Origin of the sequence: Oceanobacillus sp. FSL K6-3682 (assembly GCF_037976165.1) — a bacterium.
GTDB classification, from domain to species: Bacteria; Bacillota; Bacilli; order Bacillales; family Amphibacillaceae; genus Oceanobacillus; species Oceanobacillus sojae.
The window spans coordinates 1,443,838-1,466,598 of record NZ_CP150263.1 but is presented as its reverse complement, the minus strand read 5'-3'; the positions used below and the strand labels follow the sequence as shown (position 1 = coordinate 1,466,598).

Below are 22,761 nucleotides of genomic sequence, written 5' to 3'. Positions count from 1 at the left end.
CTGCCTCCATCCATTTATTCTTCTATTTTGTTACGCAATTGTTCTAAAAATAACACCCTGCTGTATATCGGACCGCCTTCCAGCAAAGGATCAACCACATTGACATAGACATGATCATTCTTAAAGGCTTCTACATTTTGAAGAATCGGGTTTGCCTGTATATCTTCATAGATTTGGCTACTTTCCCCATCTGCACCTTCAGGAATTTGTAAGAAAAGATAATCGGGATTCATATCAGCCAGCTGCTCTACAGAAATGGCTTCCTGCGCTTCCGCTTTCTGCACTTCTTCCGGAACCTCCAATCCCAGTTCGCCATATAACACGGTATTAAAGAAAACATCCTCAGGATAGACAAACATTTCTCCGCCTCTTATACGGACTGCGGCTGCTTTTTCATCTGCTAATTGCTCTGTTAATGTACTTTTAGCTGCTTCAACGTTTTCTTGATATTCTGTTAAAATCTGATCTGCCTGCTCTTCTTTTCCAGCTAATGCTGCCATTAACTGAAGATTTGCTTCTCCATCAGAAGAAATATGTGATACTAAAATAGTCGGTGCGATTTTCTCTAATTTTTCTATAACTTCTTCTGGAAACTTGGTTGTCCCCAAAATAACATCTGGCTGCAGCTCCAAAATTTTCTCAAAGTTAGGCTCTTGTTTTTCACCTATAGATTCTGCATTTCCCATTGCACTGGAATAAACCTCTGGAAATTCCCCGGCTACTGTTACTGCACCAACCGGATTCACTTCAAGAAGCACCGCGTCCTCCATTGCCTCCATCGCTCCTGTAATAACAATTCTTTCTACGTTGGCAGGGACCGTATATTCTTCTTCTAAGTATTCAATGGTTTGTGTAGCATTTTCCTCCGGCGCAGCAGTTTCTTCTTCACCCGCTTCGGCTTTATTCTCGTCTTTTTCCCGTGAATCACTATTTTGACCGCACGCAGCCAGCATAATGAAAAATACGATTGAAATAAAGATTGATAGGAACTTTTTATTCATTTTCTTTTTTCTCCATTCATATATTTAGTTGTTTGATAGACGAAGTAAAACATTCTTCTTATTTAAGAAATCCTTCTTCAAAAATCTTGAGTAAATGCTCTAGTGTAACTGGATCGCTATATGTGGCTTCTTTTGTATCAAATTCAATCACCTGACCGTTTTCCACCGCTGGAATAGACTTCCATGTTTCACTCTTCGTAAATTCATTATTTGCTCCCATCTTGCTTAGAACAATAAAATCTCCTGCATATTCTGGCAGAGTCTCCAGCGATAAGCTATAATAACCTTCAGCAAGTGCGTCTTCCTGCACTTTTTCTGGCATACCCAGCTCCATAGCCTGGTACAATATTTCTGTGCCGCGGGCCCAATTATCTCCAAAGACAGAGAAATTTTTTGAATCTGTTTCAAATACGGAAACAGAAACATCCTCCCCATGTTTTTCTTTAATCTTCTCACCAGCTGCTTTAGCTCGCTTACTGAAGTCATCAATCCATTCCCGGACTTTTTCCTCTTTATTTAGTAATTTACCAATCTCCAATTGCTGTTCTAGATAATCCAGCTTTCCCCATGTATAAATAACAGTCGGAGCAATCTTTTCTAACTCATCCAGATTTTCCATATGTGACCCGGCAATAATTAAATCCGGCTCCAATGCTAAAATACTTTCCGGATCATTTTCTGAAACCACTTCTACATCTGCCATGCCTTCCTCAAAAAGTGGATTTGCTTTTGTCCATTCATCTACTCCTACTAAATTTCCGTCTAAGGCGAAGACATTTGGTCCATTTGTCAGCGCTACAATTCGCTGAGAACCGGCTGGTATTTCAACCGGCCCTTGCTCTGATTCATATGTTACAGTTTTATCTGATCCTTCTTTTCCTGCATTATTTTGTTTTCCATCTGACTGATTACTGCAGCCTATAACGATAAGACAAAGCAAACACCCAAAAAGAAATAGTAGCTTTTTCATTTGTTTTTCCTCTTTCTATTTTTATATTGTTTTAAAATATTAATCTTTCAGTCTGGCTAATAAATATAAAAAGTAAGGCGCTCCAATTACTGCTACAATAATTCCGGCCGGTACCTCCGGCTGTTTAATGAACCTTCCAATCATATCCGCCAGAAGAAGCAGCAGTGCTCCCACTAATCCTGATACAGGGATTACATACTCATACTTATCGCCAACCAGCTGTCTGGTGAGGTGTGGGGCAATAAGGCCAATAAACCCGATTCCGCCACTGACAGAAACACTCGCTGCGGCAAGTCCGACTGCTGAAGCTAAAAGCATACGCCGTTCTTTTTCCAGATTTGCTCCTAATCCAATTGACGTTTCCTCACCTAAGTGAAGAATATTCAAAACCATCGCTTTAGAATAAACAAATGGAATCAGGATAACCAGCCAAGGAAGCAAGGCAAGAACAAACTGCCAATCAGATCCCCAAATACTTCCCGCAAGCCAAGTTGCCAGAAATTGATAGGTTTCCGGGTTCAATCGCAGTGTTAAAACAATCATTAATGCATTAATCCCAGCTGCAACTGCAATCCCTGTCAACACTAATCGCATTGGCGTAATTCCCTCAGAGCGTTTATAAGAAAGCACATAAATGATAAATGCAGCTCCTGCGGCTCCAAGAAAAGCTAAAAAAGGCATGAGAATAATAGATATCATCGTCGTTACCGCAAAGAAAGATAGAAATAACATTACAGATAAGCCGGCTCCCGCATTAATACCGATAATCCCGGGATCTGCCAATGGATTTCGGACAATACCCTGCAGTACCGCTCCTGAGATAGCCAGACCCGTTCCTACAAGCAGGGCGATAACCATACGCGGCAGACGAAAATCAAATAAAATAAGATTCTGCTGCTCCGTACCCTGGCCAAATAAGGTTAAGATAACCTCTGCTGGTGTTAAATAAATACTCCCCGTATTTAAGCTGATAAAAAATATGATAATAATCAGAAAAACTAAGGTAACACTGACCAACACTGCTCTTTTCGCTTTACCTTTCTGACTATGCTGTTTGTATTTTTCTGCTCTCATACCATCCCTCCGCCCTTTCTTGCCAAGTATAAAAAGAATGGTACGCCTAATAAGGCAATTAACGCACCAATTGGCATTTCATGAGGAGGACTGATGATGCGTGCTGCTAAATCAGCCAGCACCACAAGTAAAGCACCATAAATAATTGTTCCAGGGATAATCCAGCGGTAGTCATATCCCATAAACCAGCGGACAATATGCGGTACGATCAATCCTACAAAGCTCACCGCACCAACTACAGAAACAGCTAGACCGGCTAAAATAACAATAATGATAGAAGCAGTTAATTTAACACGTCCAGTTTTCGTTCCTAATCCGACGGCAACCTCTTCGCCTAAGCTTAATAGCGTAATCGAATGAGATAATGTCATTGCAACAGCCAACGCAAGAAGCAGCCATGGAGTAATGATTTGCAAATGGTTCCAGCTTGTACCAGAAATACCTCCTGCATACCAGAATGCTAAATCCTGTCCAATTTCATAATAAAGCGCAATTCCTTCACTTAAAGCGCCTAAAAGTGCACTTACTGCCGCCCCAGCCAGCACCAGACGTATCGGGGTCAGCCCATTTTTAGACAGAGATCCGACTCCATATACAATTCCCGCTCCAAGCGCGGCGCCTAGAAATGAAAATAAAATCATATATAAATAAGGCAAGTCCGGGAAAAATGCAAAACAGCAGGCTAACATAAAAACTGCTCCTGCATTTAAACCAAGTAATCCTGAATCAGCAAGCGGATTACGTGTCATCCCTTGCATCAATGCCCCTGATACTGCAAAGCAGCTGCCGACAATAGCTGCTCCAAGTACGCGGGGAAAACGTATTTCCCTGATAATCTGATGTTGCTGTAGATCAGGATCAAATTGAAAAATTGCCTGCCACACTGTTTTCAGTTGAATATCTGCTGCTCCTAGCGAAACAGCCAGCATAAGAGATAATAGTAAAAGGAGACTTCCACCCGTTAAAATAATCACACCACGGATAGGACGCACTGTTTTTTTTACTTCTTTTAGTTCTTCTTGTTCATTCATGGGATGATACCTTTCGCTTTAGTACTTTTACTTATTTCTATATCTTTTAACCAGATGCCGTCTGATGATATGCTTTAGACGCAGAATTTATACTGCAGCACGCAGATGCTTTCTCTGCCTGGCATAACTGGTATGATAAACAAATCGGGTTTGCACTATGCGGACATCTTGCTAAGTGTGCATCAATCTGAAAAACCTGCTGCAAATTAGCACAGGTCATTACTTCCTCCGGTGTCCCATCTGTTACAACCTCTCCATCACGCATCGCAATCATATAATGAGAAAAACGGGAAGCATGGTTTAAATCATGTAAAACCATAATGATGGTACGTCCTTCTTCTTTATTAAGGCGCTCCAATAAAAGTAAAATATCTAATTGATGTGCCAGATCTAAATAAGTAGTCGGTTCATCCAGCACAAGCGTATCTGTCCCTTGTGCCAGTGCCATTGCAATCCACACCCGCTGTCTCTGTCCGCCGGATAATGCACTGATTGCTCGATTCTGGACCTCTGTCAGCCCCGTAACATCAACTGCCCAGTTAATATATTCGTAATCTTCCTTTCTTAAGGAACCCATTCCTTTTTTATAAGGAAAACGTCCATAAGAAATCAATTCATATACTGTCAGCCCACCAGGCGCTTCAGCAGTTTGAGGCAGAATTGCCATACGTTTTGCAATCTCTTTTGTATCAACCTTATGAATTTCTTCTCCTTCTAAAAAGACTGCACCGCCTTTCACATTTAAAATACGTGCAATTGTTTTGATTAAAGTTGACTTGCCGCATCCGTTTGGGCCGATAATGGTTGTGATTTTATTAGATGGAATCGAAATACTGAGATTTTTAATGATTAATTCATTTGCATAGCCGACATCGATTTTATTTACTTCAATTGTTTTCATTGATTCGCCTCTTTCCGTGTATAGTCAACTCTACGATAATGATAATCATTATCATTGATAACGATTATCATTATCGATTAAAAAGGTTGACTTGTCAAGATTATTTTTTTAGGAAATAGAACCTTATTAAAATTTCCAAATAAAAACCGTTATTTTGATAAACACTCAAAATAACGGTTTTCTTATGATAACATTAATAAACATATTGCTTTACAGCAAAAGGTGCAACAGAGCATATTATGGTTTTGTCTGCCTGTTCTCCACTTGGGTGATCCAGTTTAAATCAGCTTCTAAGTGAAGCAGCCTCCCAGTAATTAAAAGATAGTTGTTCTCATCTCCCTTTATCAGCAAGTCTGTTTTTAATTTGGTCAGATCCATTACTTCTTTTAAAACCATCGATTTTTGCTGTTCAAGCATTTGCGACTCGTTAGCATAATCGATTTTTCTTGCACAGATCCATTTAAAGAAGAAATCTTCTTTGGTTGAATGATAAGGAACTGCTTCTAATAACCATTCCTCCAGTTCTGTTTTGCCTGATACATCCAAGGTAAACAATTTTCTCTCTTGTTCATCTATATCCAAAGGGATAACAAGTTCATCCCGAATTAAGCGGTCTAAGGTCGTATATATTTGACCCGGATTAACTTTCCCTTTACTCCCCAGCAACTGATCCAATTCAATTTTTAATTCATAACCATGACATTTTTTATCATAGAGCAACGTCATTATTCCATATTTCACGGACATTCATAATCAACCTTCTTTTAGAGATGATTGGATATCTATTTTGCTTGCTGCACTGCTCGATATCCAAGAAGCAATCAAGCTTAACAGAATTCCGGCGGTAACCGTTAATATTATTGATTCGACAGGTAAATACACCGTAACGAAATCGCCTATTAATGTAGAGTTGCTTGCAACAACTAATAAGCACAAGCCAGTAATTAGTCCTCCTAAAACTCCGGCCAATCCTATCAGAAAACCTTCTACTAACACCATAGTTTTAACTTGTAATCTTGTAAAGCCTAATGCTCTCATCGTACCTATTTCTGAAGTTCGTTCAAACGTATTCATGATAAGTGTGTTCGCTGTTCCGACACTGGCAAGCAGGATAACTAAGACTAGCATGAATTGAATCAATTCATTCATTCCTTCAAATGCGGAAGTTGTTGAAGCAATTTCCTCTTCTACAAAAATCATCTTAGACAAAAAACCGCCAAATTCACTCCATAATGCATTTCTAACCGATTCTTCCGTTGTGTTTTCATCCAGATGAATCAACAAATCAAAACTATTCTCCCAGCCAAATTGATGATTTAACTGTTCTTCATCCATAAATGCTACGTAGCCGGAATAATGTGAGGTCGCAGCTACATCGATTACTTCAAACGGTTTTGTTCCTGCCGGAGTATGGACAAAGATATCTTCCCCGATCTTTCCTCCCCATTCCCGAAAAGCTCTTTCACCCAGTATAATAGATAATGTATCATTATTTTCAAAGCTTGTATAATTGAAATCATCATAATATAAACTGTTCTGATCTACTCCCATAATGGAGAATTGCCTTAAATGCATATCTTTATTTATCCATGTAATTGGTGTTGCTTCTGTTAATAAAGTACTGGATTCAACAAATTCTTTATCATTTATTTTATCTAAATCGCTTGCAGACCATGGTTTCTCCGAAGTTAATCTGACATCTCCACCGTAGTTCGATTTTATCTGATTTGCATAGTTTTCTGGTGCTGCATCTGAAAGTGCCCCCAATAAGAGGATCACCGCAATTCCGACGGAAAGCAGCGTCGCAGTATTTGCATTTCTATATAGTTGTTTTCTTAAGTTAGAGATTGCCATTCTGCCCGGATGCCCCATGCATAACAGAATAATCGGCTTAATCAGCATGCTGAATATTTTTAAAAACAATGGACTTAACATAACGACAGATAATATGAGGCTGATATATGACACAGGACTGTCTATAAAGAAAAATAATAATAACCCAAAACCAATGACGTATCTGATCCAGTGCACTTTTTCATTGGAGCTTGTATTTGCACCCATTTTTAAATTTTCAAGTATAGATGTTTTTCCTGCACTATATATTGGAAACATAGAAAACAAAACGGGAAAAATAACACCTGCTGCTAAAGAAATGACAGTTGGCATAATCCAATTGAGAGAATAAACCATGTCATATTCAAATATGCCTAGAAGGGTCATCATAAACAAATCGCCTAACCAAATACCAATAGGTACACCAATAATTGTTCCAATCATAGCTATGAAAGAAACTTCCATCAAAATTAGTCTTGAAATAGAAATTTGCCCATATCCCAGACTTTTCATAATAGCGAACTCTTTTTTTCGCTCAATAACGCCCGTATAAATCATATTAAAAACAATAAACCCACTTATAAACATGGTCAGGATGGCTATTAAATAAAAGAATGTATAGAGCCCTTCCACATCATTACTTTGACGGTCATCAGCAACAACCGGCTGAATAAAAGCTCTTGAGTCAGAAAGCTCTTCTTGGATGTCACGAAATAATTTCTCGTCATTTCCAAGTGTGCTCAACCTGATATATGAAATTTCTCCATTCAACTCAGCCCGCTCCTGCAATAAATCGAGGGGAGCCATCATGCGAAAACTGGAGGATGCTGCCCGTTCCCAACTCCCTGGACTTGATAACAACTGGGTATATTCTACAATTGCTGATATCTTCACTTCCCCCATTTCTCGAAAGGACAACGTATCACCTACATCAACATGCAACAAATCCGCAACTGTTTCGGGAATGACTAACCCTTCATTATCAAGTTCTCCTTCTACTACTGGCAGCTTTAATAAATTACTATTTTGATTATCCACCCCCGTAATTCGGACAGCCAGCTGGCTGTCCGAATATTCACCAGGTAAATCAAGAAAGGTTTGTTTATCTAACGCCATAAGCGTCTCATCTACATTTTGATGATTTTGAACAGTGTTAATTATCTCTTCTGGATAAGTGTGTTCATCGCTTAAAATCCAAAAATCCGCATTTCCTGTATACATTTCTTCATAGTAATCAAAAACATCCTTTGTCGTTCTATCTGCTATCAGCATAGCAGTAATAAAGGACGTTCCCATTATAATTGCTAATAAGGTTAATACAAATCTTTTTTTCTTTCTCGTAATATTACGCCATGAAATTCGCCAGATATTGAGCATAGTTCTCATCCTCTCTGGAGATGATTTGTTCAATCGTTCCATCTTTAAACAAGATTATTTTATCCGCAAAACCGGCAGCAAATATATCATGCGTAACCATAATAATCGTCTGGTTATTCTTTTTATGAAATTGTGTTAAAAGCAACAATATTTCTTCTGCTTTAGAGCGGTCTAAATTTCCGGTCGGTTCATCGGCTAATAAAACGTTGGGCTGATTCACCAAAGACCTTGCAATAGCTACCCTTTGCTGTTGCCCACCGCTCAATAAATTGGCTTGCTTTTTATTTAATTCATTTAATCCAACCGCCTGGATAAGTTCTTTTACTTCCTTCATTTTTTCTTTGTCAAGTGTTCCATCTGCATATAATGGAAAAGCAATATTTTCTTCAACCGTTAAATTATTTAAAAGCTGGTAATTTTGAAAAATGATTCCAATGCTTTTACGGCGAAAAATAGTTCTTTGGTTTTCACTCATCTCACTTATCGCTTTTCCACCCACCTCAATTTTTCCATTTGTAGGGGAATCCAGTCCACCCAAAAGCTGTAAAAGTGTACTTTTTCCAGAACCACTAGGTCCCATAATCGCAACAAATTCCCCTTCTTCTATTTTCAAATCGACATCCTTCAGTACCTCTGTGATATTTTTTCCTTGTGTAAAAGATTTCACTAGCCCACTAACTTTAATCAAATTATTCCATCCCCTTAATATATACTTAGTATATAATTACAAAACTAATATTAACCTAATTTCGTTATTTGTTCAATATTAATTATATACTAAGTAAGTACCTATAATAAAATGATAAATATACCACATATTTAATGCGTGTTCATAAATGAATTGACACTTTGTCAGTCATTTGTATATACTTAACGCAAGGAGGTATATTACATGAGAGATGTGAAATTGCCTGAAGTCAGAAAAGCAGAAATTTTAGATGCGGCAATGAAATTATTTACAGAAAAAGGCTATTTGCAGACAACGACCCAAAATATTATTAATGAAGTTGGAATTTCGCGCGGGCTGCTTTATTATCATTTTAAAAATAAAGAAGAAATTCTTTATATCTTGGTTGAAAAGTCTGTTAAGCCGCTAATTGTACAGATGGAGAAAATAGTAGAAAATGCATCGTTAACTCCGCTGGAAAAGTTAAACCAATTTTTACAGACAACCATTATTCAGGAAGATACGGTTACAGCAGAAACAGTCACGCTGCAGGAAACCGTTCAGCTGGAGGAAAATAGGTATATGATGGATCGCTTTTATCATAAATTTATTGAAAAACTTCTCCCTTTATTTACACAAATTATTGAAGAAGGAAAAGAACAGAATATTTTTCAGGTAGACTATCCTTATGAAACTGCCCATTTTCTAGTAACTGGATATGTTTTTGTTTCCAATGATCTTAAGCTCAAGAAATCCAGTTTAGATGAAATGAAAGTTTATTTACAAGCTTTTAAAGAAGTCTTGGCAAAATCACTGAATATTGAAGTATCTACTATAGAAGACTAACCAATGTCCTTTATTTCATTGGTTTCTTTTATCATCATGACTGACAATTTGTCAATAGGAGGGAAATTATGTTAAAAGTTAATCACATTTCAAAAATGTATGAAGATGGAACAAAAGCAATTACGGATATTAATCTCCACATCCAAAATGGTGATATTTACGGCTTTATCGGAGCAAACGGGGCTGGTAAATCTACGACTATTAAAGCAATTGTCGGTATCCATCATTTTAACCAGGGTGAGATCTGGATTGATGGCTATTCAATCAAAACTGACCCTGTTAACTGTAAAAAAAGAATCGCATTTATTCCGGATAATCCCGATTTATATGAGCATTTAACCGGACTTCAGTACATCAGCTTTATCGCTGATATTTTCGAGGTTCCTTTGACTGAAAGAAAACAATCCATTGAAAAATACAGTACGATTTTTGAAATGACAAGCAAACTCAATAACAGTATTGCTTCTTATTCTCACGGGATGAAACAGCGGATTGCGTTAATTGCTGCTTTAGTTCATAAACCGGCATTATTTATATTAGATGAGCCATTTGTCGGCTTAGACCCGACCGCTTCCTTTGAATTAAAAAGACTGATGCAGGAGCATGCAGAAAATGGTGGTGCTGTATTCTTTTCGACACATGTATTAGAGGTTGCCCAGAAGCTATGTAATAAGGTAGCTATTATTCATAAAGGAAGTCTTGTTAAAAATGGACTGATGGAAGAGGTTGCCGGCTCGAAAAGCTTAGAAGAAATATTTATGGAGGTCCGTAATGAATCAAAAAATATGGATATTATTCAAAAATGACCTTGCCAACAGTATTCCATTCCATCAATTATTTCGTTCCGCCAAACAAGGTAATGGGGTCAAAATAACTTTTGCTGCGCTGCTCCTTATGGGAATATTTCTACTTATTTATAATACGTTGACAGCAAAAACACTGGTCAGTCTTGGGCAGACAGCTCTCATCCCGGCATACATGCTTTCTGTTTCCAGTATCATGATGATTTTTTTATCACTTTTACGTGCAAACGGCACTATTTTTGGCAGTAGTGATTTTGAACAGCTGTCCACTTATCCAGTCAGTGAAAAAGAAATATTTATCAGCAAGCTGCTTCATTTATACTTCTTTCATTTACTGGTCAGCCTGCTTTTTACTATACCAGTATTACTTGTCTGGGCGCCTGATGATGCGGCATCTCCACTTTTAATCTTGCTGTTTTTTATTACAGCACTGATTATACCTGTTATTCCCATTTGTATTGGGGTAATTTTTGGAAGTCTTGTTTATCACCTGGCTGCTTATTTTCGACAGATGAAGCTGATTGCCGTTTCTTTCTCTCTTATTCTTTTAGGTATGTTCAGCTATTTTATTATCACGCAATCTAATCAGACAAGTGACATGCAGAATATCGGAGCATTTTTATACAGACAAATGACTAATATTTATCTGCCATCTGTATTATTGCAGTTTGATAGTACGGATCATATATTTCATATTCTTGCTTTTATTTTTATCAGTTGTTTACTGCTTATTTTGCTGATTCTGACTGGCAGTAAATACTACCGGAAGCTTAATTTACGCCTTCTTGCTTTAAAAAGTAATAACAATGTGAAGCAAAAAGCTATCAAACAGCGAAGCATTTTCTTTGCGCTTTGGAAGCAGGAAATAAATACTTTATTCAGTTCATACAACTACCTGCTCAATTCGATACTGGGTACCGTACTATTAATTTTTCTCAGTATGGCTCTGCTCTTGTTTGGAGTGGAAAAATTGACAGCTCTTATTCCGATGTCTGTTTCTAGCGGGACAATAACAAATATATTCCCTACTTTTAGTGCAGCTCTACTTCTGATAAGTAATCCGGCAACTGCAGCTCTATCGATGGAGGGAAATAAAATCTGGATCTTAAAAACACTGCCTATTGAACAAAGAAGAGTAATTCATGCTAAATTAGCCTGTACCTTTTCCCTGCATTTATCTGGTTTTTGGATAAGTATTATTGCTTTTATTATCAGGCTTTCTCCAAATATGGAACAGCTGATATGGGCGATACTTATTCCTTTAAGCTATTCAGCTTTTATCACGACATTTGGATTAATGCTGAATTTTTTCAATCCAAATTTCAGCTGGAAAAATGATATGTATATCGTTAAACAAAGCCCGCCTGTTTTGATTTCAGCCTTCACCGGGATGGCAATAGTGATTGTACCGCTGGCGCTTATTCTGTTCCAGGTGCTTCCGTTATACATTATTTACCTTGCTCTCTCCATCCTATTAATCAGTTTAGCTGTGATTTTCTATCGACGGACCTGCACAATAAAACTTATATAAGGAGAATGTTTATGAAAAAGGATATTATCGTATTTTTAATTATGTTTTTTGTTTTGTTTATCATTATTTTACTTTTACCCGATTCGATTCCAATCCATTTTAACTGGCGGGGTGAAGCAGATATAGTTGTTCATAAATATTTTCTTTTGGCTGGGGTTATTATTCCTTATTCTGTTTATTGGCAGTTTTTTAGAGAAAAGAGAGATTAAGCTTCTTTTACAAAAAAACAGGAAATATCCTTATAAAATGGAGCTTTTTTAAATCTATATGCTATACTAAATCTATCAATAAACCAATTGCATATGAGGGGAGCGCACCGTTATACCTTCTTTGATTTTTCCAAAGAAGGGAGGTGACGCTAATGGATATTGGAAGCGTATTAATACTGATGATTTCTTTTGGATCACTAATTGCGTTTATCATGTCCGAAAACAATAAAAAATAACCCCTCATATGCTTTGCAGGCGTTAGGGGTTATTTTATAACTAAAGCGCCAACCCTCAAATAGAGAATTGGTTTATTGTACCGTTTGGTGCTGACACACCAGACGGTTTTTAATATTATACGATTCTATAATGGAATTATACCCGAAAACAGGGCGAAATACAAACGCAATATAGACGAGCACTAGCGATACAGTGCAATTCATATAGCGAAAAAACTTTCTAACTTGTAAATAGAATTTATTTTTTATTCTCAATTACTGCATCGGCAGTCGGTGTAAAACTCTCTTCATCTGCCTGCTTCTTATAATAACGACGCTCCAATTTCTTGCTTCTAAATGTTTTCTGTCCCGGGTGATGTGCCTCTGCAAAGCTGCCGCCTGTAACATCCTTCACAGTGTGTACAACTGTAAATGCGTTTTCGTCAATACTGCTGACCAGCTTTTTCAGATAGAATAGCCGCTGTTTCGGAATAGCGACATAAATCAGGTTTTCCTCGACACCATCTGCATTTTTTTCTGCTTTTAATACAGTCGTATGTGTTCCCAGGCTCGTTTGCAGTGCATGCTCCACTTCTTTCGTTTTATTAGAAAATATATGCACCACTCTTTTAGCTTCAAAACCTTCTAACACATAATCCGTTACCCTTTTTCCAATAAATAGCGCGAGCACCGTATACATCGTGTATAGCGGACCAATAACAAAAATCCCGGCAACGACAACAGAGGCATCCAAAACAAAATTGGTCCCTGTCAATTCCCAGCCAAATTTATAGTTCAACATACGGGCAATGGTCGATGTTCCACCTGTGGTACTTCCTGAACGGAAAATAAGTCCAAAGCCTGCACCAGTAAATACACCTGCAAAGATTGCTGCCAGAAGAGGGTCTGGTATTCCTGAAGTTATGTCTTCGAGGATATAAATAAAGAATGAAAATAGTGGTATAGTTACAAGTGATTTGATAATCATATCTTTCGGCAAATAACGAAAGCCGATTAAAAGAATTACTGCATTCAGAATAAGAGTAGTTAATGCAGGTGATATATCTGTTTCGTGGTAGATAAGCAGCGCCAGCCCGGGAACGCCTCCCTCTGCTAAGGAATTCGGCATCGCGAAAATGGCTACAGAAGCAGCAAAGAAAAAGGTGCCGGTAATTAGAAATAGATAGTTTTTCATACAAAACCCCTTTCTTAGTATGTTTTTTAAATGCATTATTCCTTCCATAAACAGCATTATTCGTCCCTAAAAAATCTTTTCCATGTCAGACATGAAAAAGATTTTTATGAAATCATATAAATTTAAACCAAGGTTCTTATTACGCAACAAAAACCGCTTGCCGTTATCTGGAAAGTTTAGAACACACTCTTCTTACAAAGGCTACTTTACCCGAATTAAGAGCTAAATTCAATAGTTAGATAAAATTGCTCCGTTATCTGATAATATTTTAGAACAAACAGCCGATTATTGTATAAAAAAGCTTCAGGCTTTATTTCTTCCCGGACTTTAGCAAACCATACATTTTATCAAATAAAAAGAATGCCCAGATATGTATTATACAATCTCGGCATTCTTTTTATTTAAAGCTGACAGCCATTGGAAGCAATCACTTTTTGATACCAGAAAAAGCTATCCTTTTTAATCCGCTCCAAGGTTTTAATATCCTTATCGTCACGGTCTATATATACGAACCCATATCTTTTTCTAAAACCGCTGGAGGTGCTTAACAAATCTATAAAGGACCATGGCATATATCCCCAAACTTCTACACCATCCTTGATTGCCAGTTGAAGCTGCCGGATATGGTCACGCAGAAAATCAATTCTTTCCTGATCATGGATTTGTTTATCTGCTGTTAGTTCATCCAATGTTCCAAGACCATTCTCTGTAATCATCAATGGAATCTGATAACGGTCATAAAGCTCATTTAATATATATCGAAACCCTATCGGATCAATTTCCCAATCCCATCTTGTTTTAGGTGTGAATGGATTAGTCATTCCTTCAAATAGCCCTGGAATATTATCATATTGTGTATCATCATCTTTTCCATCATAATTCAATTTTAATTCTTTTTTGTCCGTATCTTCTGGAATATATTTTACAACACGAGACTGATAATAATTAATTCCTATAAAGTCGGGTTTCGCAGATTGTATACGTGCCATATCTTCCGGCTCAACGGTTGGCTCTATTCCATTTTCCACAAGGTAATTCCATACAAAAGGTCTATATTCTCCTTTCATATATAAATCCATAAACAGATAAGTCCGCATTTCATCCGCATATCTTGCTGCCAAAATATCTTCCGGCTTGGGGCTGGCAGGATAATTAGGGATAATTCCTAAAGCTGGTCCAATTTTTGCATTTGGCAGCAGCGTACGACATAAATGAATTGCTTTAGCATGAGCCAATGTCATAATATGATTCATTTCATATTTCTGCTTCTCCAATGGAATATCAGGATTAAATTCCATCAGATATGGCAGCTGAAACATATTGCTTTGCTCATTAATGGTAAGCCAATAGTTTACATCATCAAAATATGTGAAAAGCACCTGACAATATGCTTCAAAATCATCGATGACTTTTCTGGATGACCAGCCCCCGTATTCTTCTTGTAAACACTGAGGCAGATCAAAATGATAAATGGTAACGATCGGTTCTATTTCATATTCTTTTAGTTTATTAATCAATTTACGGTAAAAATCTACGCCTTCTTGATTTATTTTCCCTCGACCATCCGGCAATATTCGCGGCCAGGAAATAGAAAATCGGTATGCTTTCAATCCAAGCTCCCTCATCAGTGCAATATCTTTCTCCCAATATTGATAATGACCTGAAGCAATACTTGGATCAGCGTAATTTTTATTCATATTTTTTTCAACAACCGATAATGTTTTTCCATGCTTTAAATGAGCCCCCTCAATTTGGTAAGCAGCAGTTGCTGCCCCCCATAGAAAATCACTCGGAAATAAATGAGGTGCCTGAACAGACATCGGTATCACTTCCAATCAGCGTATTATTCACTTTCTAATTTCTTGATTCTTTGATCAAAGACCTTAGAAATCTTTAATAGATTTCTGGCTATATTCCATTCACTCATTACTGTCATCAGATGGTCCTGAGCATGTGTAAATAAAGTAGAATAAGGAACAGCTTCTCCTCTAGCCTCTTCTTGAATCGTTTCTGTTTGAGCTGAATGTGCTGCTGACATATGCTTTTTTGCTTTTGCTAATTTCGCTTCTGCCTCTTCGAATTTAAACGTTTCTACATCCTTCAAAGCAGCTTGAATATCAGCCCTTGCATCGCCGGCTCCTAATATAATTTTCATGGATACTTCTTGTAAACTTTCTGCATTATGTTGGCTCAAATCAAGCCCTCCTTAAATTAAATTAAACTTCCTCTGGCTGTTTTTCTTCATTTACTTTTTGATTGTCATATACTTTGACAAAAGGATACCAGATTATTAATGATACAACGAGATTAACCAGCAGAAGTAACAGTCCGCTAATATCTGTATTAACAAGATAGGTGGAAATTCCAATCGGCACGTACCATAATTGCATTACCTCAGCAGGAAGGGGAATTACCCCCATTGAAAGAACGATATATGTGATTGCCGGAATGATAATACCATTCAGCCACATTGGAATCATAAGAATCGGATTAAAAGCTACAGGAGCACCAAATACAACCGGTTCATTAATATTAAAGATAGAAGGAACTATTGTTACCCTGCTGATTGCTTTCAAATGATTCGATTTGGCAATTAGCAGCATAATAATGACTAATGGCAATGTTGTTCCCATTCCACCAATCCATATCCATGCCATCATTGTTTCGAATGTATGAATAAAGGAAGGATCTGCTCCCTGACTTAATAGATTTGCGTTTTGTTCAATTCCGGCCATCCATATTGGAAAAATAATAGGGTATAAAGCCCATGGACTAATGCCGAAAGAATATAGAAACACACTGATAAATGTGATAATAACAAAGCCTGCAAAGCTTTGACCGATATAGTTGAGCGGCTCGAACAGACTGAGGATGGCAGCATAAAGGTCAAAACTTCCGACAATTGTAAAAAGCCATGCAGCCAACAGTAATAACGTAATTGGTACAATCGTATCGAACCAGACAATAATAAAATCTGGCAATGAGCTTGATTCTTTAAAAAAGGACATTTTACTGAATAGATAAAACACAACACCAACAAGCAACCCGACAATAATTGCGACAAACATTCCATTTGCCCCAAATCTTTCAAAAGAAAAGATAATTTGTCCCTCATCATTAAATGTAGGAGAGAGCAAAAATAAAAACATTGCCGCACCCGTTAAACCTGCAACTAATTTCCGATCACTTTTCTTCAATTTTTCCATAATAAAATATGGTGTCAGAAAAGAAATGAATAGACTCATTAAACCGAATGAAAAATCACTGATAGGCTGCAGATTAGGCATATTAGGTATGAAATCATTTAAAATCATAATCAGTGTGATTAATGATCCAACGAGAATCAGCGGTAATACACCCATAATGGATTCTTGTATGGCAGATACCCAGGCATTTCTTGTGATCTTATTCATCTTAGGTGCAAATGACCGGTTCATATACTCAATCAATTTGTTCATGGTAATCCCCCTTATCCAGAATTATTCTAACCCAAGTTCTTTAACGATAATGTCAAGACCCTTATCTCCATTCAATGTTCCATAAGTCATTTGATCAATAACTTGATAAGGAATATTTGTATTTGAAAGCTGATCTGCTATATCGTCCTTTATATAGCTTAAATGTGGTGCAATTAATACCATGTTGATTCGATCCATATAATCAACCAGTTCTGATTCACCTCTTGCTATCACCTCTACCTCTAACCCTTTTTTCTTAGCAGACTTACGAATATTTTGAGCCAGGAAACCACTGGAAGCTCCACCACTGCAAATTAATAAAACTGTTTTTTTCATTTTGTTTTCCCCCTTGTTTTTGATGTACTTATATTATGCCAAGGATAAGGAATACTAACGAATATTCCTTTTGCCTACCGGCTGGCAATAGATTTATTTTCTTATCATGTAACGTCGGATTATAATGAAGTTAATTCTAAAAAGATTGTTTGAACAGAACGAAGGGAGGGGAATTCTAATGAAGGAAAAAAACATTGAAGCACTCATTCATTTATTAGAGGAACACGGCAACTGGATGAAATCAAAACAAATACTAACTTATTTAAATATTTCGCCCCGGACCTTGAGGAACTATATCCAGTATATTAATGAACAGTATAGTCACTTATTTATCATAGAATCTTCAAGTGCAGGTTATCGTCTGAAAAAAATAGAAAATAATGAAACTATACAACCAGAGAATAAACCCTTTGAAAATAGAATGTACTTCATTTTACAAAGACTCGTTTTAGCCAAGAACGGTGTGGATATATTTGATTTAAGTGATGAGTTATTTGTAAGCGTTCCAACCATTGAAAAGGATTTAATAGAATGCCGGAAATTTATTAAAAGCTACGATTTGGCTATTGAAAGAGCAAAAGATTATTTGTTTTTAAGAGGTAAAGAAATAGATAAGCGCAAAATAATGCGTGTGATTTATACTAAAGAATATAATACAACCTTTTACAACATTATTGACTTAGAGAAGTCATTTGGTTATGAGTTGGGTGACTTCAAAAAAAAGCTGCTGCAAATTATTCAAAGTCACGATTATGATATTAATGAATATACCCTTGGCAATATTATCTATCATATTGTTGTTTCCATTGAACGAATGCAGGATAATCAATATGTGCATTATCATGTCTATCCTTTTAAAGAAAAATTCATTTCAATAAAGATTGTTCATGAAATACAACACTTAATTGAATCTTATTTTCAAGTCCAAATGGATGAAAATGAATTATATTATCTGCAGGCACTGATAAGCAGTAAAACAACGAATACTCTTGAAGAGACTGGAAATGATGCTCAATCCCGATATCTGGATTTAGTCAATCGAATTATCCAAAAGGTTAACGAGAGCTATTTAATCAGCTTGGATGATGAAGAGTTCAAAACCAAATTTGCTTTGCATGTTCAAAATATGGTGATTAGAGCTTCGAATAATTTTTCTTTTGAAAATCCGCTTACACAGTCTATTAAAAGCTCTTCACCATTGATTTATGATTTATCTGTCTATATTGCTAATCTTCTCTCTGAAGAATTGAACATTCAATTGCCTGAAGATGAAATAACCTATATTGCTTTGCATGTGGGGAGTTGTTTGGAATTAAAACAAAAAAATGACGAGTCTATAAATGTCATTCTTATTTGTCCTGCCTATAACAATTTACACTTGGTAATAAAAGAGAAGCTGGAGCATTATTTTGCGAATCAACTGGTTATTTCAAAAATAATAACCAGGATTGATAAGGAGATAACTGAGATGCATGGAGATTTAATTATTTCTACTGTAAATCTTCCATTTGACCTTCATATAAAAGAGGTGCTTATTAATACCTTTATGGATGCGGATGATATTTTAAAAATACAAACACAGGTAAACAAGATAAAGCATGATAAAAAACAGCAGCAAATCAAGCGAAACCTTATCTCATTATTTGATAAAAGACTTTTTATCCTGAGTGATAAAGCTTTTAAAGATGAATTTGAAGTCATTCGTTTTATTACGGAAAAAATGGCTTCCTTGCAGCTGGTTGAACGACATTTTGCTCAGGATGTTATAAAAAGAGAAAATCTATCGTCTACCGCTTTTAATAATATTGTTGCCGTCCCCCATTCTATAAATATGGACGCATTGCAAACAGCCATTGCTGTATTGATAACGAAACAGCCTATCTCTTGGGGAGACGCTTCAAATATAAAAATTGTCTCTTTAATTGCTATGAACTATAATGAACGAAACCTTTACCGTGATATTTACGATGAATATATTAAAATTCTGTCTAACCCCGAAAACGTGAACAAATTGGCCAATTCAAGGTCTTATGAAGGTTTTATTGATCAGTTGATCGATTTTATTGACAAGCAGACAGACTAATTAAAAAAATGAAGGAGAACGCTATTTTCTCCGTTCTCCTTCAAAATACATGATATATAATTAACCTTCTAAATTCACAAGCACTCTTCCTAAATGATTGCTTTCAAATACTGCTGGCAATAACTCCGGTAATTCTTCCAGCGCTGCTTCCTTATAAACTAAGTCCTCAAGATTATCTAATTTTAAATCTCCAGCTAAACGCTGCCATATCTGCTCCCGTTCTTCCATCGGGCAATATACGGAATCAATTCCAAGCAGAGAAACTCCGCGTAAAATAAACGGGAAAACAGATGAAGGAAGCTCTACTCCTGCTGCCATTCCACTGACAGCGACACTGCCCCGGTATTTCATTTGTGCTAATAAGGAAGCTAACGGCTCTCCGCCAACCGCATCAATTGCAGCAGCCCATTTTTGTTTGTCGAGCTTTTTCAGCTTTCCGTTATAAACCTCTTTTCTGTCAATAACCTCTGCTGCACCCAACTGCTGCAAATAATCCTTTTCAGAGTCTTTTCCAGTGCTGGCCGCTACGTGATACCCTTTCTTTTTCAAGAGAGAAATAGCAACGCTTCCTACACCGCCTGTAGCTCCAGTGACAAGAACAGTACCATTTTCCGGTTTCAATCCATTCTCCTCTAATCTTTGCACAGATAAAGCAGCTGTAAAACCGGCTGTTCCTAAGATCATGCTTTCTTTTAAGCTTAAGCCTTCCGGGAGAGGTACGATCCATTTAGCCGGAACACGTGCATACTCACTGTAGCCTCCAAAATGGGAAACACCTAATTCATAGCTGGTAACAATAACAGGATCTCCTGCCTTATAGCGGTCATCTTTGGAATCAGCCACTTCTCCTGCCAAATCAATGCCTGGAATAAAAGGATAGTCCTTTACAATATTGCCATTAGGATGAGCAGCAAGCCCATCTTTATAGTTAATTCCGCTATATTTTACTTTGACCAGAACCTCCCCCTCAGGTAAATCGGAAGGTTCGATTTCTTTTACATTCAAATTTAAGTTTTCATTTTCTTTTTCTACAACGAGTGCTTTAAATGTGTTTGTCATGATATAACCTCCATCTAACTATACTATATATTCTAATTGATTATTCCCTGAATTTAGGTGCTTCAACCCTATATTGATTTGCTATTTATATTGGGAAAGCTCTTCCTCTTCACAATAGTGTAAAATAGCTTGGTGAATAAATTCATTCAGTGTTTCGTTTCCGAATTGATTGATATATACTTTAAAGCTTTTATCTTCCTTATACGTATAAGCAATACATTGAAGGATTTCTGTATCACCTATCATAAACTGTTCGAGATAACTTTTCCATTCAAGAACGATTTGCTGTACTTTTTTAGAAGCAGGTGATTCCTTTGAAAACTTGGCAAATTTTAAGAATACATCCTGCATATTCTGATCAAAAGCTTCAAAAACAGCAGCTCTTTCTTCTTCGGGAATTTGTTTGATATTTTTTTCGTATTCTTGATACTTTGCAGTGTCCCCATACACATATTTTGCTTCTAATTGATACTGCTCTTTTAATGGTAATACATTACCTTTATGAAAAACATCTAAAAAAGAAATATCTTTTCCTGACATAAAATCATTTAAATTGATTAATGTCCGCTCAAGGTTTTGCTTTTTTATTTGCATCGCTTCATAATGCCCGGCTAAAATCTTCCTTTGCTCTTGTTTTGGCAACTGTATAATCACCGCTATTTCTTTCAATGGCAGATCTAATTCCTTTAACAGCAAAATCGTCCGTAATTTTTTTAGATTCTCATGATTATACAGCCGGTAGCCTTTATCTGAATAACTATCCGGATTTAATAAATTGATTTCATCATAATAATGAAGTGTTCTTTTCGTAACACCAGTTATAGTAATCATATCTTTAACGGTATAGTACGGTTTCTTCATCCCAATATTCTTTCACCTCGCTTAATATCTCATCAGCCGGAAGTGTTGTTGCTTCTACAATGGATTTCCCCGTTTTTTGCAGATAATACTTCACTAAATAATATCCGCATACATAGCCCGCGCTGTGCGGTACTCCTACTGTTGGTAAACCTTGTAATTTAGTAATTTCATCTCCGTAAAGATAAGGCATAATTTGCTGTAATCCTGTTATTCCTAAATGTTCTCTTAAAATAGGTTTAATAACACGATTCAGTGTGTTGGCATCTGTTTTACTGACCCATGGCCCAATTAAATCTTCTCCATATAGATAAGTGGCAAAATTTTCTGCTAGCCCTTCACTGACAATTAATTCCCCAAGGTTAATTTTATCATTCCATTTAATAAATTGGTAACGGACATTATGATTACATTCATGTGCTAATGCGGGTTTTAATCGTTTTAATGTGTACTCATTTGGAAGCAAACTAAGAAAAATATAACCAGGAATTCCGCCTTCTCCACTGTATCCTTCACTCAGCCGCAGGATTTCGCTGTCAGGATTCCCTAACAAAACCGTAAATAAATAATTAGACACAGGCAAATTAATACCATGCTTAGTAAATTGGTTTAAGCTATATTCCATTGCCTGCTTTAACTCACCCCATAATTTATCAGAGGAAATCAGTTTAAGCTCTGGTTCTATTTGCGGTGTTATCATCTCTGGTGCCAGGTGGGCCATATTATTTATCGTCATCACATCAAACCCATTTTCCTCCTTCGCCCGGAATGGAATCTGCTGTATTTCCCACTTTTTCATGTAAGGAGCTAACATCTTTTGACGGTACAATTCTGTTTTTTCTTTTGGCGGGCAAGCGATAATCTCCCTATAAATTTTATCTGATCGTAATATATTGATATTCATTTATCTCACACCTTTTCACATTTTGTTTATAACTTAAAGCATTACGTAACGTGAAGGTCAAGTAAAAATTAAAAAAAGAACCCCAGTGGTATCTGAGATTCTCCTTTATATTCTTCAATGGATAAAGGACCGATAACAGAAGTAAGGTTAGCTATGCCTATAACTTTTTTAGTACCACTGGCAATTATTCCAATCGTACCTCTTATTTTCGTATTACTGCCCCTGATTTCTAATTCTTTTTTGCCTCTTAATATTGCCTTGGCCCAGATTTCTTTAATAATTAGACCTTTGGTGACCACGCTGATTTCATCTAAAAATAAATCTGGCCGATAAAAGCTGCTCATCTAATGATTCACCTCTTTTTAAATTACCGTAACAACGAATTTAAATAATTCAAATATCTACAATTA

22 protein-coding genes are annotated in these 22,761 nt (G+C 36.7%); 5 read left to right on the top strand and 17 right to left on the bottom strand.

Translation table 11 applies throughout. The features are described 5' to 3' along the window. Positions 1-14: 14 nt before the first annotated feature. From MHH51_RS07500 to MHH51_RS07465, 8 genes are all read right to left on the bottom strand, one after another. Positions 15-1,001, bottom strand: coding sequence for an ABC transporter substrate-binding protein (locus tag MHH51_RS07500; protein ID WP_339285320.1), 987 nt, complete (start codon positions 999-1,001; stop codon positions 15-17). A gap of 58 nt (positions 1,002-1,059) precedes the next feature. Further along, entirely contained in the window at positions 1,060-1,971 is a 912-nt protein-coding gene (locus tag MHH51_RS07495) for an ABC transporter substrate-binding protein (RefSeq protein ID WP_339285319.1), read from the bottom strand. A gap of 39 nt (positions 1,972-2,010) precedes the next feature. Further along, on the bottom strand, positions 2,011-3,045 hold the full coding sequence (locus tag MHH51_RS07490) for an iron ABC transporter permease (protein ID WP_339285318.1): 1,035 nt from the start codon (positions 3,043-3,045) through the stop codon (positions 2,011-2,013). Beyond that, positions 3,042-4,076 carry an iron ABC transporter permease gene (locus MHH51_RS07485; protein ID WP_339285316.1) on the bottom strand — a complete coding sequence of 345 codons (1,035 nt, stop codon included), beginning with the start codon at positions 4,074-4,076 and terminating at the stop codon, positions 3,042-3,044. Before MHH51_RS07485 ends, MHH51_RS07490 begins: the two co-directional genes overlap by 4 nt. Positions 4,077-4,122: 46 nt before the next feature. Continuing rightward, positions 4,123-4,977, bottom strand: a complete 855-nt coding sequence (locus MHH51_RS07480; RefSeq protein WP_077603882.1) for an ABC transporter ATP-binding protein — start codon at positions 4,975-4,977, stop codon at positions 4,123-4,125. A gap of 237 nt (positions 4,978-5,214) precedes the next feature. Next, entirely contained in the window at positions 5,215-5,724 is a 510-nt protein-coding gene (locus MHH51_RS07475; RefSeq protein ID WP_077603883.1) for a PadR family transcriptional regulator, read from the bottom strand. A 6-nt stretch (positions 5,725-5,730) separates the two neighbouring features. Further along, entirely contained in the window at positions 5,731-8,187 is a 2,457-nt protein-coding gene (locus MHH51_RS07470) for an FtsX-like permease family protein (protein WP_339285315.1), read from the bottom strand. Then, positions 8,156-8,875, bottom strand: a complete 720-nt coding sequence (locus tag MHH51_RS07465; protein WP_339285314.1) for an ABC transporter ATP-binding protein — start codon at positions 8,873-8,875, stop codon at positions 8,156-8,158. The genes MHH51_RS07470 and MHH51_RS07465 overlap by 32 nt, the downstream gene beginning before the upstream one ends. Positions 8,876-9,079: 204 nt before the next feature. Between MHH51_RS07465 and MHH51_RS07460 the strand changes: the two genes are divergently transcribed. The 4 genes from MHH51_RS07460 to MHH51_RS07445 all read left to right on the top strand — a co-directional run bounded on the left by MHH51_RS07460 (position 9,080) and on the right by MHH51_RS07445 (position 12,243). Further along, positions 9,080-9,700: a TetR/AcrR family transcriptional regulator gene (locus tag MHH51_RS07460; RefSeq protein WP_147209848.1), complete on the top strand. Its 621-nt coding sequence runs from the start codon at positions 9,080-9,082 to the stop codon at positions 9,698-9,700. A gap of 68 nt (positions 9,701-9,768) precedes the next feature. Then, on the top strand, positions 9,769-10,506 hold the full coding sequence (locus MHH51_RS07455; RefSeq protein WP_147209849.1) for an ABC transporter ATP-binding protein: 738 nt from the start codon (positions 9,769-9,771) through the stop codon (positions 10,504-10,506). Then, complete coding sequence (locus MHH51_RS07450; RefSeq protein ID WP_339285312.1) at positions 10,472-12,034, top strand: hypothetical protein; 1,563 nt, start codon at positions 10,472-10,474, stop codon at positions 12,032-12,034. The genes MHH51_RS07455 and MHH51_RS07450 overlap by 35 nt, the downstream gene beginning before the upstream one ends. A gap of 11 nt (positions 12,035-12,045) precedes the next feature. Beyond that, a complete protein-coding gene (locus MHH51_RS07445) occupies positions 12,046-12,243 on the top strand; it encodes a DUF1648 domain-containing protein (RefSeq protein ID WP_339285311.1) in 198 nt (65 codons plus the stop codon). Positions 12,244-12,717: 474 nt separating this feature from the next. Here the strand turns inward: MHH51_RS07445 and MHH51_RS07440 are convergent, their stop codons facing one another. The 5 genes from MHH51_RS07440 to MHH51_RS07420 form a co-directional block, all read right to left on the bottom strand. Then, on the bottom strand, positions 12,718-13,653 hold the full coding sequence (locus MHH51_RS07440) for a YitT family protein (protein WP_147209852.1): 936 nt from the start codon (positions 13,651-13,653) through the stop codon (positions 12,718-12,720). Between the two features lie 401 nt (positions 13,654-14,054). Further along, on the bottom strand, positions 14,055-15,473 hold the full coding sequence (locus MHH51_RS07435; protein ID WP_156987362.1) for a glycoside hydrolase family 1 protein: 1,419 nt from the start codon (positions 15,471-15,473) through the stop codon (positions 14,055-14,057). Between the two features lie 23 nt (positions 15,474-15,496). Then, positions 15,497-15,847 (bottom strand): PTS lactose/cellobiose transporter subunit IIA, encoded by a 351-nt coding sequence (locus MHH51_RS07430; RefSeq protein WP_246145088.1) that lies wholly within the window; start codon positions 15,845-15,847, stop codon positions 15,497-15,499. 22 nt (positions 15,848-15,869) lie between these two features. After that, entirely contained in the window at positions 15,870-17,111 is a 1,242-nt protein-coding gene (locus MHH51_RS07425) for a PTS transporter subunit EIIC (protein WP_339285309.1), read from the bottom strand. 21 nt (positions 17,112-17,132) lie between these two features. Then, on the bottom strand, positions 17,133-17,447 hold the full coding sequence (locus tag MHH51_RS07420; protein ID WP_156987364.1) for a PTS sugar transporter subunit IIB: 315 nt from the start codon (positions 17,445-17,447) through the stop codon (positions 17,133-17,135). A 178-nt stretch (positions 17,448-17,625) separates the two neighbouring features. Here MHH51_RS07420 and MHH51_RS07415 point away from each other — a divergent pair, with 178 nt between their 5' ends. Further along, positions 17,626-19,530: a PTS sugar transporter subunit IIA gene (locus MHH51_RS07415; RefSeq protein ID WP_186813585.1), complete on the top strand. Its 1,905-nt coding sequence runs from the start codon at positions 17,626-17,628 to the stop codon at positions 19,528-19,530. Positions 19,531-19,590: 60 nt separating this feature from the next. On the opposite strand, the gene MHH51_RS07410 is transcribed toward MHH51_RS07415, so the two are convergent. The 4 genes from MHH51_RS07410 to MHH51_RS07395 form a co-directional block, all read right to left on the bottom strand. Continuing rightward, positions 19,591-20,589: an acryloyl-CoA reductase gene (locus MHH51_RS07410; protein ID WP_147209855.1), complete on the bottom strand. Its 999-nt coding sequence runs from the start codon at positions 20,587-20,589 to the stop codon at positions 19,591-19,593. Positions 20,590-20,670: 81 nt separating this feature from the next. Beyond that, on the bottom strand, positions 20,671-21,450 hold the full coding sequence (locus MHH51_RS07405; RefSeq protein WP_339285308.1) for a MerR family transcriptional regulator: 780 nt from the start codon (positions 21,448-21,450) through the stop codon (positions 20,671-20,673). Next, entirely contained in the window at positions 21,425-22,351 is a 927-nt protein-coding gene (locus MHH51_RS07400) for a DUF2268 domain-containing protein (protein WP_339285306.1), read from the bottom strand. Before MHH51_RS07400 ends, MHH51_RS07405 begins: the two co-directional genes overlap by 26 nt. A gap of 68 nt (positions 22,352-22,419) precedes the next feature. Further along, positions 22,420-22,695, bottom strand: a complete 276-nt coding sequence (locus tag MHH51_RS07395) for an ASCH domain-containing protein (RefSeq protein WP_147209858.1) — start codon at positions 22,693-22,695, stop codon at positions 22,420-22,422. Between the last annotated feature and the right edge of the window lie 66 nt (positions 22,696-22,761).

Excerpts from the sequence above, each read along its gene's own strand:
- MHH51_RS07500 (WP_339285320.1), bottom strand. The coding sequence starts at position 1,001 with ATGAATAAAAAGTTCCTATCAATCTTTATTTCAATCGTATTTTTCATT.
- MHH51_RS07495 (WP_339285319.1), bottom strand. The coding sequence starts at position 1,971 with ATGAAAAAGCTACTATTTCTTTTTGGGTGTTTGCTTTGTCTTATCGTT.
- MHH51_RS07490 (WP_339285318.1), bottom strand. The coding sequence starts at position 3,045 with ATGAGAGCAGAAAAATACAAACAGCATAGTCAGAAAGGTAAAGCGAAA.
- MHH51_RS07485 (WP_339285316.1), bottom strand. The coding sequence starts at position 4,076 with ATGAATGAACAAGAAGAACTAAAAGAAGTAAAAAAAACAGTGCGTCCT.
- MHH51_RS07480 (WP_077603882.1), bottom strand. The coding sequence starts at position 4,977 with ATGAAAACAATTGAAGTAAATAAAATCGATGTCGGCTATGCAAATGAA.
- MHH51_RS07475 (WP_077603883.1), bottom strand. The coding sequence starts at position 5,724 with ATGTCCGTGAAATATGGAATAATGACGTTGCTCTATGATAAAAAATGT.
- MHH51_RS07470 (WP_339285315.1), bottom strand. The coding sequence starts at position 8,187 with ATGCTCAATATCTGGCGAATTTCATGGCGTAATATTACGAGAAAGAAA.
- MHH51_RS07460 (WP_147209848.1), top strand. The coding sequence starts at position 9,080 with ATGAGAGATGTGAAATTGCCTGAAGTCAGAAAAGCAGAAATTTTAGAT.
- MHH51_RS07455 (WP_147209849.1), top strand. The coding sequence starts at position 9,769 with ATGTTAAAAGTTAATCACATTTCAAAAATGTATGAAGATGGAACAAAA.
- MHH51_RS07450 (WP_339285312.1), top strand. The coding sequence starts at position 10,472 with ATGAATCAAAAAATATGGATATTATTCAAAAATGACCTTGCCAACAGT.
- MHH51_RS07445 (WP_339285311.1), top strand. The coding sequence starts at position 12,046 with ATGAAAAAGGATATTATCGTATTTTTAATTATGTTTTTTGTTTTGTTT.
- MHH51_RS07440 (WP_147209852.1), bottom strand. The coding sequence starts at position 13,653 with ATGAAAAACTATCTATTTCTAATTACCGGCACCTTTTTCTTTGCTGCT.
- MHH51_RS07435 (WP_156987362.1), bottom strand. The coding sequence starts at position 15,473 with ATGTCTGTTCAGGCACCTCATTTATTTCCGAGTGATTTTCTATGGGGG.
- MHH51_RS07425 (WP_339285309.1), bottom strand. The coding sequence starts at position 17,111 with ATGAACAAATTGATTGAGTATATGAACCGGTCATTTGCACCTAAGATG.
- MHH51_RS07420 (WP_156987364.1), bottom strand. The coding sequence starts at position 17,447 with ATGAAAAAAACAGTTTTATTAATTTGCAGTGGTGGAGCTTCCAGTGGT.
- MHH51_RS07415 (WP_186813585.1), top strand. The coding sequence starts at position 17,626 with ATGAAGGAAAAAAACATTGAAGCACTCATTCATTTATTAGAGGAACAC.
- MHH51_RS07410 (WP_147209855.1), bottom strand. The coding sequence starts at position 20,589 with ATGACAAACACATTTAAAGCACTCGTTGTAGAAAAAGAAAATGAAAAC.
- MHH51_RS07405 (WP_339285308.1), bottom strand. The coding sequence starts at position 21,450 with ATGAAGAAACCGTACTATACCGTTAAAGATATGATTACTATAACTGGT.
- MHH51_RS07400 (WP_339285306.1), bottom strand. The coding sequence starts at position 22,351 with ATGAATATCAATATATTACGATCAGATAAAATTTATAGGGAGATTATC.
- MHH51_RS07395 (WP_147209858.1), bottom strand. The coding sequence starts at position 22,695 with ATGAGCAGCTTTTATCGGCCAGATTTATTTTTAGATGAAATCAGCGTG.